The 12,108-nt window shown below is 51.3% G+C and carries 13 protein-coding genes; all 13 read right to left on the reverse strand.

The genetic code is table 11. From position 1 onward, the window contains the following. Window positions 1-60: 60 nt before the first annotated feature. Complete coding sequence (locus VSQ62_RS19655; protein WP_334636474.1) at window positions 61-2,616, reverse strand: phage tail spike protein; 2,556 nt, start codon at window positions 2,614-2,616, stop codon at window positions 61-63. Beyond that, window positions 2,616-4,160 (reverse strand): distal tail protein Dit, encoded by a 1,545-nt coding sequence (locus tag VSQ62_RS19660; RefSeq protein WP_334636475.1) that lies wholly within the window; start codon window positions 4,158-4,160, stop codon window positions 2,616-2,618. Before VSQ62_RS19660 ends, VSQ62_RS19655 begins: the two co-directional genes overlap by 1 nt. Continuing rightward, window positions 4,160-7,180: a tape measure protein gene (locus tag VSQ62_RS19665; protein WP_334636476.1), complete on the reverse strand. Its 3,021-nt coding sequence runs from the start codon at window positions 7,178-7,180 to the stop codon at window positions 4,160-4,162. The genes VSQ62_RS19660 and VSQ62_RS19665 overlap by 1 nt, the downstream gene beginning before the upstream one ends. Before the next feature lie 4 nt (window positions 7,181-7,184). Beyond that, window positions 7,185-7,442, reverse strand: coding sequence for a hypothetical protein (locus VSQ62_RS19670; protein WP_334636477.1), 258 nt, complete (start codon window positions 7,440-7,442; stop codon window positions 7,185-7,187). 80 nt (window positions 7,443-7,522) lie between these two features. Then, window positions 7,523-7,900, reverse strand: a complete 378-nt coding sequence (locus VSQ62_RS19675; protein WP_334636478.1) for a tail assembly chaperone — start codon at window positions 7,898-7,900, stop codon at window positions 7,523-7,525. Window positions 7,901-7,911: 11 nt separating this feature from the next. Then, window positions 7,912-8,436: a phage major tail protein, TP901-1 family gene (locus tag VSQ62_RS19680; RefSeq protein ID WP_334636479.1), complete on the reverse strand. Its 525-nt coding sequence runs from the start codon at window positions 8,434-8,436 to the stop codon at window positions 7,912-7,914. Between the two features lie 16 nt (window positions 8,437-8,452). Further along, entirely contained in the window at window positions 8,453-8,836 is a 384-nt protein-coding gene (locus VSQ62_RS19685; RefSeq protein ID WP_334636480.1) for a hypothetical protein, read from the reverse strand. Between the two features lie 11 nt (window positions 8,837-8,847). Continuing rightward, window positions 8,848-9,180, reverse strand: a complete 333-nt coding sequence (locus tag VSQ62_RS19690; protein WP_334636482.1) for an HK97-gp10 family putative phage morphogenesis protein — start codon at window positions 9,178-9,180, stop codon at window positions 8,848-8,850. Continuing rightward, window positions 9,171-9,482, reverse strand: a complete 312-nt coding sequence (locus VSQ62_RS19695; protein ID WP_334636483.1) for a hypothetical protein — start codon at window positions 9,480-9,482, stop codon at window positions 9,171-9,173. The genes VSQ62_RS19690 and VSQ62_RS19695 overlap by 10 nt, the downstream gene beginning before the upstream one ends. Continuing rightward, window positions 9,479-9,844: a phage head-tail connector protein gene (locus VSQ62_RS19700; protein ID WP_334636484.1), complete on the reverse strand. Its 366-nt coding sequence runs from the start codon at window positions 9,842-9,844 to the stop codon at window positions 9,479-9,481. Before VSQ62_RS19700 ends, VSQ62_RS19695 begins: the two co-directional genes overlap by 4 nt. A gap of 10 nt (window positions 9,845-9,854) precedes the next feature. After that, window positions 9,855-11,054: a phage major capsid protein gene (locus VSQ62_RS19705; protein WP_334636485.1), complete on the reverse strand. Its 1,200-nt coding sequence runs from the start codon at window positions 11,052-11,054 to the stop codon at window positions 9,855-9,857. A gap of 13 nt (window positions 11,055-11,067) precedes the next feature. Next, the gene (locus tag VSQ62_RS19710) at window positions 11,068-11,772 is read right to left on the reverse strand and encodes a DUF4355 domain-containing protein (RefSeq protein WP_334636486.1); all 705 of its coding nucleotides are present in this window, start codon (window positions 11,770-11,772) and stop codon (window positions 11,068-11,070) included. A gap of 20 nt (window positions 11,773-11,792) precedes the next feature. After that, window positions 11,793-12,080 carry a ribosomal-processing cysteine protease Prp gene (locus VSQ62_RS19715; RefSeq protein WP_334636487.1) on the reverse strand — a complete coding sequence of 96 codons (288 nt, stop codon included), beginning with the start codon at window positions 12,078-12,080 and terminating at the stop codon, window positions 11,793-11,795. Window positions 12,081-12,108 lie beyond the last annotated feature (28 nt).

Consider the following 12,108-nt stretch of genomic DNA (forward strand, 5'->3'; position numbering starts at 1 on the left):
ACAAACAAAATAAGACCGCTCTACGGTCTCGCCCTGATTTCTATCATCTCGCCCTCCGTTCTACGCTTGACACAGCATAATCATCTGGATCGCCCTGGAAGATATCGTCTCCCCGTACCCTCCGTTCTGGTAATTCCAATACTGCACTGAACTTCCCGCACTTAGAGAAAGAATCTTCACCCCATAAATCTCCGGGTAATCTCCCCTGATCGGGCTTGCCCCAACCGTATGGGAAGCCGAGCCATTGATCCGGACGCCAACTTTTGCAGTACCCTTCGTAGACGTCGATTGCGTAACCGAGCTGCAGCAGATCAGATAAACTCCGCTCTGACTAACCGTAGTCACAGTCTCATATCGGTAACTTCCAGAAGCAAGTGATACGTTAGAGAAGGTTTTTGAGACAAAACCACTGTTAAGCTTCGCCAGACTGACATTTCTGCCTCCCGCCGAAAGAACCAAATCCGATGCAGTCATATTCACTATATTACTTAATAGAATATTAGAATTATACCCTTGCAATAAAAGCTCTCCTGCACGTAGCTCCATAGTATCCCTCGTACTGCCTATTGTCGTCTTTATGGTTCCTGCACCGCCAAATAAACTAATGGATGCATTCGTCCCAGCGCCGGCACTTTTTATTGATCTGCCAATATTAATCAGATTCGCTTTAAACGAAGCCAATATCTCAGATATATTTCTAATATTTACCCCATCACCATCAATATACACATTCTTACCAGCCGGATTGCCAATCGTAGCCGTACTGGCATACACCGGCTCCGAAGCAACCCTCCAGTTCGCCCCGTCATAAGTAAACACCACCGTAGCACCCGCAGCCCAATACGCATACCTCACACCCTGCGTATAGACCGCCTTCGCCCCCGTACCGTTGATATTCAGCGTCGGAGACGCCGCCGTATTCGCATAAGTAAATTGCACCGAAACCGTAGCGCCCGCTTTCAGCACCAGAGTCCCCGCTTTCAGCGTCGCCGCCTTCGCAGCCGTACCTGCAGCCGTGCCGCAGGTCGCATACAACATCTGGCCATCCGCCCCGTTTGATCCAGCCGGCCCCTTGGGACCCGTTGCACCCGTTGGTCCCTGCGGACCTGTTGCACCAGTCGGACCCTGTGGCCCTGTCGCTCCATCCTTACCGTTTACACCATCTTTTCCATTCGCTCCATCTGTCACATTGCTTACTGTAACCTCATTCGATCCGCGCACCGCTCCATTAGCATCCCTAGCCTCAAAGCCATAGACCGCTTTTCCAGAGATATCCCCCGCATTTACGATAACATTTTTCCCTACTGCAAGCTCTACGCCATCCTTTATCCAAACGATCGTGAACAGATTCGTCACATCCGCTCCCGCATCCCTCACATTCGCCGTCAGCGTCGTAGACCCTTCCCCGTTCTTAAACACGATCCCGTTATCCGTAGAGATCGTACAGGCATAGACCTTATACTCCCGGATCAGCTGATTCATCTTATCCAGAAGCGACGTATCCACCTGAGATTTCAACTCATGAAAATTATCAAACGTCGTCTTATTCTGCGCCGGATCCGTAAGACTCCTGACCTGCTCCGTCACCCGCGCCTCCAGGTACAGCGCCGGTACAAACTCCTCATCCGTCACCACCACCGTGTCCCCCATCTCCGTATCAAAAAAGCCGTCCACCTCATAACTCACCTGCGGCACACACACCTTCTTAAGCTCAGCAAGAGCCTGCCCATACAGCACATTCACATTGGCCGTATCATAAGACCACCGCTTCAATATATACCGGTCATCCGTCTTAAGATTCGACGGAAAACGCTCCATCGCCTGCACCGCACGGATACATCCATCCCCAGGCGCAGACCGGTATTCCACCCTTCCGTCCGCGTCAAGCTCCGTCTTATCAAGCGCCGAGATCATCAGATTATCCGTCCCCACCGGCAGGATCGCCGTATACAGCCCCGTGATGTCCGAAGACTTCCGGATCCCCTTCACATTCACCCCATACCGGAGCGTCATATCCCGCCTGTCCTTACCGATCCCCTGATTCTCCCCGTCATGCTCCCGGTACACATTCATCACAAGCCGTTCCAAAGAGTAATCATCCGCAAGCACCGGCACAAACTCCGCCTCCGCGCCAAACACATTCGCAAGAGAAAAGATCCTCGCAAGGATCGTCGACGATCCCGTCCACTCATGGCTGACCGTCTTATCCTCCACCTCATTCACCCCAAGTTCCAACGTATGCTCCGGATCAAACACATCCAGATACTCCTGAAAACTCATAGCCTTCGGCGACTTATATTCCCCCGCATCCTCATTCAGCAGCTCAAACATCATAGAATACGCAACAACCTCCACCACATACTCCGTCTTCACCACCTTCATGATATTAAAATAATAATCCCTGCCCCCATACCGGAACGCCAGCTTATTCCCCTCTACAAGATACTGGGCATCCCCATGCCTGGCCGAAGCCTTAAAACCATAAGTACAGGCAGAGCCCTCCCTATAGGAATGCAGCTCATCCCCATAATAATGCAGCGCAGACGGCGCCCCGTTATCCAGAAACGCACACACCTTATCATACGCGCTCAACACCGCGATCCTTACATTCTCCATTACAAAAACGCCTCCTTAATCCTCGCCGTCACCACCGGAGCCGGGTTACAGAAACTCGAATAATAAAACTGCACCTTCGTCTCCCCAGGCGGCACATGAAAATACTTGGTCCCTATCATCTCATCCCCCGTATTCGCCATCCCATTCACATAGACCCGCGCCGCCTCCCCGTCGATACTCACCACATCCCCCTCCTGGTAACGGTTCGGCACATCCCTCCACTTCTCCACGCCCATCTTCTGGAACTCCAGAGACCGCAGATAATTCCGGGTCACATACTTATTCCCAAGCCCCCGGGAATCAAACTGGGTAAACGCAACCTGGATCTTCTTACACTCCATGTTCCGGATGGCAGAAGACCGGTAACTCGGATAATTCCCGAACCAATAGAAGGTCACCTTATCCCCCTCCTTACGGATGTCATTGTGCCCCCTTCCATGATTAAAAGGATTCGCACCGTCTGAACTGGACGGAGCAAACGAGATCGACCGCACGATCTTCCCATTCAGCCAGAACTCCAGACACGCTGTATTCCCCGTCATATCCGACTTAAACAGGCTGTACCCGCAGATCACCTTATTATCTCCCGTCAGGAACGCAATGGACTGCTCCGCCGTCTGCCCCATCAGGCCCGTCTCAAACCAATGATTCAGATAACAATAGAAGTTCTTCGCCCCCGCATGCCCCTCCGAGTCCGCCGGGACCGTCAGCGTCTTCATGGCCCCGATCCACTTCCCCGCACTGACCGCCCCTGTCGACCGAAGCCGCAGGCAGGGTTTCCCGCCGATGGTCTCCTTCACCAGGGAACCGCCCATCACATGATTCGGATGCATATAGTTCGTTCCAGGATCATCCGGCAGGGCAGACAGATCCGACAGCCTCACAAGCTTCTCATTCTGCTTATAATTCTCCCAGTCCGTCTCCTCCACCCGTCCATACTGCATCACGCCATACTGCGACACAATACCAAGATACCCGTTCTCATGCTTATGCACAAACTCATAACTGACCGGGACGGCTTCCGTACCCCGGTTGACGATCGTCGCCTCCAGGATTCCCTCCGCATTAAGCGAAGCAGGAAACGTCTTCTCAACTGTAGAATATTTAGATGGGTCTGTACAGTAAAATACAATCTCTCCCGTCACACTGTTCCTTCCGGCAGCCACTTCACTATTTCCCGCCTTCGTCGAGATAAAATATTTATCCGGTTCATCGTTAAAGATTAATTCTGCCTCTTCCGCATCCAGAAGGCCATTCAATCTGTTAAACGCTTCCCTGAATGCAGTATCAGATTCTGACATCAATCGATAAGTAACCGTTATCTGTCTAGCCGGATACCTCTTATACTGATACTGCGTACCATCCATGCTGCCCATCTGTACATCTTCGATCTCACAGTCCATCAACTCCCTTCCGCTAACACGAAGGGTCCGGAACCCTTCCACCTCATGGTCAAGCCATTTTCCATTGAACTTGACAGCTTCTGCAGGAAGGGTATCCTCACCCTGTGATTCTGTAACATCAATAAAATCATACATTCCCATCACCGATACCCCTTCCTGTAATTCTCAAAAAACTTCATATCATCCAGCTCTTCCTTCGTGTAAACAGCAGTGGCTCTGGCAATCTCCCGGCCTTCCACCTCCAATGGCACAATAATCGTATATTTGGCATTTGGAGTATACTGATAATTATCATTCAGTTCCCTAGTCCCACTTGAAACTCTTATCGTATCGCCAGAAGAGACTGCTAGCCTAGGAATATTTACCAATTCCATAGAAGCTTGCCACACCCTTTTTAGTTGATCCAGAATACCTTCAGCATATCCGATTCCCCAAAACCCCCCAAGCTTCGTGGAGACTTTTGACGGACTGTGTATCTTTGCCTTTGCGCGGATCGCCGCTTCCGCTGCCGACGCAAGCTGTGCTGCCACGCTCCTTACATAACCAAGCTGCGAACGCATACCATTGGCCAGTCCCTGTCCAATATAGACGCCGCTGCTGAATGCTCCGCCAGATGCTGATCTCATGGTTGCTACCACGGACACCGACATCGCATCCGCAGTAACCACTGCACGCTGCATTCCATTGGAAACTCCGGTATTAAAATGATTACCCACAGCCTTCCCCGAGCTTTTTGCCTTCTCTTCCGCTCTGGAAAACTGACTCACCAATGCATTGATCGCAGATTTCGCCTTGTTTCCCAGCGCATCCAACCCTTCATTCACAAAGCTGACGGATGCTTTCATACTACTAAGAGATTTCTGTGCATTCTTTGCATTACTAGCAATCGACTTCATACTGGAATTCACAGCCTTTAAAGCCAATGCCATCACACCCACTCCTACAGCTCCCGTTGTCATAGCCAGAGCAAACGCAGCAATCCCTATAGCAGACGCAGCGGATGCAAGCCCAACCGCAGCCAACGAAAGCCCCATTGCCACAAGCCCCGCCGCAAGCCCTGCTGATACGGCCAAAAGCGCTGCAAGTGCTGCTGTACTAAGCACAGCGCCAGCCGCGACAGTGGGCAAGACTGCCGCCATCATCAGGAGCGCCGCTCCCGTTAAAAGCAAAGCCGCTCCCAGGGTTACGGCCCCGGCTGACAAAAGCAGAACACCGGCCGCCGCGACCATTACCGCAGCCCCAACCAGGCCCAGGCCAACAGCCACAATCATAAGCCCTGCACCAAGTGCCACGCATCCAACCCCCGCTAATGCTGCTCCCGCAGCAAAAACAAGCATACCGGCGCCAAGAGCCGCAATAGCAACAGCACCCTGCAGACCATACTGCACTATCGTCGGAAGCACTGCCGCCACGATTGCAAGCGCAGCACCTGCAATCAATGCTCCCGTGGCAACCAATACAATTGCGACTCCAAAAGCAATAAAACCTACTGCTCCGACAGTTAACGCCGGGCCAAGGGCTGCCGCTCCGGCCGCAAGCAGCGCAACTACAGCAACTAATCCAACCATTACGCCAATAGCCAGCGGTCCCGCGTTTGCCAGGCTGACAGCTGCAGTTGTCAATAAGAGCATTCCGGCTCCAGCCAAAACCACAGCCCCGCCAAACGCAAGAAGCCCCGCTGCTCCGGCGGTCAGAGCCGGTGCGACAGACTTCGCAACAACCATCAGTGCTCCCAACGCAACAACCATCCCCAATAAGACGCCCGCCGCTGCCGGCCCTGACTCCGCAATCTGTACCGCAGAATAGGCCAGAATCCCAAGACCAGCTGCTGCTAATGCGATTCCCACACCCATTGCCATAAAAGCGGCTGCAGACTTTAACATACCTGCGCCGGACTCAGCGCTGGCCGAACCCACCGCCTTCTGCCCTGCCGCAATTCCAAACAGTTTTCCCGCAAGTGCGGATATGCCTTTCCCCGCAAGACCGAGAATAGCGCCCGTAAATATTTTAACACCCGGCGCTATCGCTCCCACAATCCGAAACCCTTGATATGCAAGCAATAATTTCGGCAATTCAGACAACACCTTAGCAATCACTTCTGAATGTTCTTCCAGAAATCCCGCAAATTTCACCAATGCATTCTTAGCTACATCCATAACATCTGCAAAATTCTCCACATTCTTCGTACTGCCAAAAGCTCCCGTGATCTCCGTCAGATCTCCCACAATCGCCCCTACAGCACTGCCGAATGCCAACGCAACCTCTGATACATCTTCCTTGAATATATCCCAGTACTTTTTTGCATTTCCTACAAATTCAACGACCTTGCCTGCAATCGCCTCACCATCCAGACTCCCCATTTTATTGATCAGTTTATCAATAGAACTGATTCCTATCGCCGAAACCGCGTCAAATGCAGGGGAAAGCTTGTTAGAAAGCGTCTCTGTCAGCCCATCCATTGCCTGGTCTACAGTTTTATACTGCGTAGCAAGCTTTGTAAAATTTTCATTATTGCCTACTTTTGCGATAGCATCAAAGAAGTCCTCTGTTGCAACTTTGCCATCCTGGACATTCTTGATCATGTCCTGTGTAGACATCCCCATCTCTTTGGCCACTGCCGCAATTCCCGCGGGTGTCTGCTCAAGAACCAGCTTGAAGTCTTCCCATGCAACTTTTGGTTTCGCGGCCATCTGCGTTGCCTGCTGGCTCAGCGTCTTCATTGCCTGTGTCGGATTTTCTGCCGCAGAAGCCAGACCGCCAAAGCCCTTGACCAGTTTCGTCGTATTCTTAGTCCCGACAGCCTCAAGCTGCGCAAAGGTGCTCGCCATATCACTGGAACTGTAAATAGTCTGCTCTGCAAAACTCTGTAATTCCTTCTTAGTCGCCTGGATCTCTTCTACGGCTTTCCCATTCATTTCCATGTTACCCTGGAAGGTTTTCCATGCTGCACTTGCAGCGTTCATCTCTCCCACAAGACCAGAAACTCCATTACTCACAACAGACACAGCCTTCTGCCCGACCGCCATCATAGCTCCAAAACCAAAACCGCTCGTGATGACATTCTTCAGATTATCCGCATAACCAGCTGCAGCCTTCAAAGTTGACGAAAAATTCTTATCTGCCGCCGACAAGACCGCTTTTACACTATAAGATTCCCCCATGCCATCACTCCCCTTTCTTCAGCAGCTTCCCTATTCCAGAAAAACGTGACTTTTTCTTTCTGGCCCTAACCTTTTGCAATTCCCGCTCATAATCATAGAACTGGCTGAACTTCCGGTATACGGGCTTCGTTTTCCCTTTACCGACCTGGCGTTCTGCCTGAACAGCAAAATTCAGAAACGCTTGTCGGTGTTCATGGAAATCCTGGTCAACAGACTTAAGTGACAGCGCCTCCATCAGGATCTCATATTGCGCGATTGTCAATCGGTCAACCTGCTCAAATGACGTAAAACCAAAATACCGGAAGCAGTTTACCGCTGCCTCACGATATTGTTCTTCAAATGCTACTGATTCTCCTCCTCGGATTTCCTGATTGCCTCCATCAGCTTCTGCACGGTCTTCCTTGTAGCATTTGCTTTCTCTAAAAAATCCAGAGTATCCTCAAACAACTGGTCGATATCTGTTTCCGGATCGTCAACATAAGCGTCTAGCAACGCCCGGGTCACTCTTGGATCCTGCCCCATATTCGCCAGATTCAAAACCTCAACCAGGGCATCCGCCTCACCGTCAATGACCCTTGCGAACATATATCTGGCGCCGATATCTTTTTTCATTCCAGGAATTCCCTCAACCGGGGCATTCACTATCTTATTTACCTCCCTCAGAAAACCCATCCCAAAGTGAAACTGATACACCTGCCCATTAATTGTAAGTTCCATCATTTCTATTCCTCCTAAGCCCCTGTTTTCTTCGTATCTGCAAATACATAATCTGCAATTTCCTGCTGCTCCACCGTAACCGTCACATCTCCGCGCTTCCCACTTCCGTTGATCCCAAACGTCAGAGAACACTCCACATAATCCTCCGCCGAAGAAGTCTTCTCAAACTCCGTCAGATACCCCTGGAAATACATTCCCTTAAACTTATTCTCACCCGAATCCGCCGGTTCTGACAGATTCGCCTCCCAGACCTCAATCAGATCATCATGATCCATCGCATCCTCCAGCTTATCGATCATCCTGTCCCCCTTGGCAAGAATACTCGTAGCCGTGATCTCAACCTCCGCCGTTCCCGGAGTCCGGATCGAACCGTCTTTCGTGGCAGTTGAATCCGCATCCTTACTTTTGGAACGCCCGTTCTCCGTCGTAAATGCAAGTATCGTTCCGTCGGCCGTTGCCGCATCCTTCTGGATCCGGTACAGATACACCATCTTCTTCCCCTGTACTGCTTCCGCAAATAACTGTAACTGATACATCATTAACCCTCTCTTTCTTCTAACAGAACCGAAACTCCACTTCCAGAAACCCGTGGAGAAGCGGCTGTTTCGTCGTTGTGTCCGCCAGGATCCTCTGGTCGATGTTCACCACCATCCAGGAAAAACCCGGCGTATGCTCCAATCTCCGGCAGATCTGCTTCAGATCCGCCAGCATGGCAGAGACCCTGCCCCGCCTCCTCACCGTACCGTCCCACACATGGATGGTCTGGTACACCGTTCCAAACACAGCATTCTTATTGGAACGGTCCGTCTGCCTGCAATCCGCCAGATACACAAAAGGATACGGCGCACCCTCCGGCGGAAGTCCGCCGTCATACACGTCATATCCCCGTTTCCTGATCTCTGATAACAGGCAGGTAAACAACTCCTGCTGCGGATCCATCCGCCATCACCTCACTTCGCAAGCCGGTCCATATCCCGCTTAAACTGCTCCCTCTGTTCATGAAAAGCCGGTTTCATGTACGGCTGCGCCTCCATGAACCTAGTCCCCCATTCCACATAAGGTGCATACTCCGCCCCGGCCTTAGACTCGGCAGTCAGTCCCCCGTCAGAGATATCAAGACCAATACTCCGTTTCAAAGTTCCCGTATCCACCGGGGCATTCCTCTGCGCCTTCGCTTGAAGCTGCGCCCCATTCTGCCTGACGATCTGCCTGACCGCCCCCATATCCGCCTTCTTCTCAAGAGCAACCTTAAGTTCCTTCACACCTTTAAACTTTACCGACATCCCTGCACCTCACTGACAATAAACACCTGCTTGACCCTAAGCCTCCTAGAGAAATCTACCCGGTAGACCCTCTCCCCAATACGGATCCGGTCAAATACCTTGTCATAATACGTCTGCAGCCGGATCACCTTACATCCCTGCCGGATTTCCCCGTAGACCAGCTTCAGAGTCTCTGTTCCGGCATCCGTTACATTCGCATAGCGCATATCCTCACTGACACTGTCCGGTCCATAGTCGCCGGAAGACTCATCATACTCCCCGGGCTGTATCCTCTGAAAATATATCGGCACATCAAACCTCATAGAAACCGAAACCCTCCTCTTTTGGAATTCTGATTTCTGGCATCCAGCCATGCATTGATCTCATCCATAAACCCGGCAAAATCATTACTGTTAAAATGCAGGTTCTCCCCCTCAACAGTATTGATTGTCATTCCCTCAGATCCAATACGGTTAAACCGGATCACCGCCGCTTCCGTAATGATATGCTCCATCTCCGCAGGCGGGTCTACACCGCCAAGCAAAACCTTAAGTCTTGCCCTGGCGGAAGACAGGATCCACAGAAGCTTATCGTCCTGGGAATCATCCTTCGGATCCATTCCCAACAGCAGCTTCAAATCCTTCAGCATCCCATCTCTTTCTGCTATCTGGTTTTCCCTGTTCATGATCTATCTCCTACTCTTTCACCGTCACATCGGTCTTTCCTGCATTCACCACGCGATAAGAAGCATCACACTCAGCAACTACAATCTCACTTCCCTCACCCGGCGTGATATCCGCCGCGCCATCCCAGGTTTTCCAACCCTTCACATTCTGGCCCTTTACCGGTACATCCATTTCATCCCCTACTTTGTATTTGTAGGAATTCCCACTCGTAAGCGCCGGGGTAACCGCGATCTTCGTATCTCCTGCCTTCGTTCCCGCCGTACTCGTTACCGTCAGTTTTCCTAACCCTCCAGAAGTCAGCTTCGCAAAAGCCTCATCCTTCACGATCATAAAGCCCACATCCATCGTGACCCGAAGCGCTACTAATTCCTGCTCATACAGGTTCACCGGAGTACCATCCTCATTGGTAAGCGTAGACAACTGCGCCTCCTCCGAGATCTTATAAGACATCCCATAAGGGATCCCATAGTACATATAGTCAAAATCCCCCGCGTAGATAGTCCCCTTATCCAACGCCTTCAGATCCGCCACAGGCTGACCGTCCAAAGTATTGGCAGACCTGTCATACAGGCTCTCCACGATTACACCGTTCTCAATCCTGTGCGTATTCCTCAGCGTGCTCCGGTTCTTCTTCGTAGAGATAAACGCATTCACATCATAATCCTCATCCGTCAGCAAGTCTTCCATCTCCAGAATGTTATCATAATTCAAAACCCCATCAATCACATTCCCCGAAGCCTTGACCGACTTCTCAACCGCATGAAGGAACGGATTCTCCACATCAAGGATCGCCGCCGCATCAAACTTCTTATAGAACGCCTCCGCAATCTTCGGCTTCATCACCTCAAAGAAATCCGACATCTTATAATGCAGGAACTCCCTGGAACACGGAATAATGACACCCAGCTTCTTCGCCACCATCTTCACCTGAAGCCACTGGGCCTTAGAAGTCTTGATCTTCTCCCCCTCACCTACCCAGTAAGCGCCCGGCCCCTTTGCAAAATACTCAAACTTCTTCTCCTTGGAATCCATCTCCTCATACTTCGCAAGCTGCATCACCTTGCTGTTCTCCATGACCTCCTTCAAGATCATGTTCTGATACTTCTCCGGGATAGTCCCGTCCTTATGCTCAAACACAGTCACCTTGTCCGGGCTCCAGGTCTGGGCAAACAACTGCAACTTCCAACCTAATTTCCTGTTCTTATTCATCTTCTACACCCTCCTAATTCTTAATAATCCTGTTTTCATTAGCCATCTTTCTAATAGAAGACAACCCTCTCCTGCTATCCACCACATGGCCGCCCTCCTGCGGGGTAGACTGTCTGGCTTTCGCCTTCACCGCCTCCGAGATCTTAGCGTCCCACGCTTTCTTGATATCCACAATTGCATCCTTGATCTTCTTCGCATCCGCAATAGTCACAAGGGACTCCGCAAACACAAGAGGCAGCGTCTGCTCCTGCAATTCCTTCCTGACCTCAACCAGAAGCTTCTCCCGTTCAAAAGCCGCCTTCTCCGCCTCAAACGCCCTTCGCTCCTTCTGCTGCAGGTATTTCTCTCGCTCCTCTTTGGTCATCTTCGCCAGCTTCTCCGCCTCAGACACCTTATCATCCGCCGCGGCCTCCCATGCTTCCCGCTCGCGCTTCACTGCTGCATCCACAGCCGCCTGCACACGCTTATCAAACTCTGTCTGGTTTCCTTCCTGGCCAAGGAAGTCATCAAACGATACCGCCCCTCCTTCTCCGCCATTTCCAGAACCGCCTCCGCCGCCATCGTCGTCATCGTCATCGTCGTCATCATCACCGCCAGAGCCGTCTCCATCAGCGCCACCGCCGTCTCCATCTTCAGCAAACAACTGCAGACCGCTATACGGAATGCCGCATCTCTTCTGCGCTCTCGACATCAGTATCCTCATTTTCCTACTGCACATCTCTGTTACCTCACTTTCTTTCATACTATCCGGACATAGTCCGGGAACTCATCGGCGATCATACAGATGCCAATGAAAAAGGAATCCACCAGAGTTCTTGACTTCTCCGACAGATTCCCATACTGTATATCAGCCCTTCCGGGCGATATCCCATATTCAATTACATCCTCCGTCAGCCCCTCGACCGATCGGATCATAGTCTGACACAACGCCGTCACACCGGCGCACACTACATCCCGGCCAGGTTGGTCATAGCCAGAATGGCCGGTTACAGTAATCCTGTCCTTACGGACACTTACCTCAATCAATCAGCATTCCTCCTAAAATGGGCATAAG

This window comes from Sporofaciens sp. JLR.KK001 (assembly GCF_036941055.1).
Taxonomy (GTDB): domain Bacteria; phylum Bacillota; class Clostridia; order Lachnospirales; family Lachnospiraceae; genus Sporofaciens.

Bases quoted from the DNA above. Each gene is read 5' to 3' on its own strand.
- VSQ62_RS19655 (WP_334636474.1), bottom strand. From the start codon at position 2,616: ATGGAGAATGTAAGGATCGCGGTGTTGAGCGCGTATGATAAGGTGTGT.
- VSQ62_RS19660 (WP_334636475.1), bottom strand. From the start codon at position 4,160: ATGGGAATGTATGATTTTATTGATGTTACAGAATCACAGGGTGAGGAT.
- VSQ62_RS19665 (WP_334636476.1), bottom strand. From the start codon at position 7,180: ATGGGGGAATCTTATAGTGTAAAAGCGGTCTTGTCGGCGGCAGATAAG.
- VSQ62_RS19675 (WP_334636478.1), bottom strand. From the start codon at position 7,900: ATGATGGAACTTACAATTAATGGGCAGGTGTATCAGTTTCACTTTGGG.
- VSQ62_RS19680 (WP_334636479.1), bottom strand. From the start codon at position 8,436: ATGATGTATCAGTTACAGTTATTTGCGGAAGCAGTACAGGGGAAGAAG.
- VSQ62_RS19685 (WP_334636480.1), bottom strand. From the start codon at position 8,836: ATGGATCCGCAGCAGGAGTTGTTTACCTGCCTGTTATCAGAGATCAGG.
- VSQ62_RS19690 (WP_334636482.1), bottom strand. From the start codon at position 9,180: ATGTCGGTAAAGTTTAAAGGTGTGAAGGAACTTAAGGTTGCTCTTGAG.
- VSQ62_RS19695 (WP_334636483.1), bottom strand. From the start codon at position 9,482: ATGAGGTTTGATGTGCCGATATATTTTCAGAGGATACAGCCCGGGGAG.
- VSQ62_RS19700 (WP_334636484.1), bottom strand. From the start codon at position 9,844: ATGAACAGGGAAAACCAGATAGCAGAAAGAGATGGGATGCTGAAGGAT.
- VSQ62_RS19705 (WP_334636485.1), bottom strand. From the start codon at position 11,054: ATGAATAAGAACAGGAAATTAGGTTGGAAGTTGCAGTTGTTTGCCCAG.
- VSQ62_RS19710 (WP_334636486.1), bottom strand. From the start codon at position 11,772: ATGTGCAGTAGGAAAATGAGGATACTGATGTCGAGAGCGCAGAAGAGA.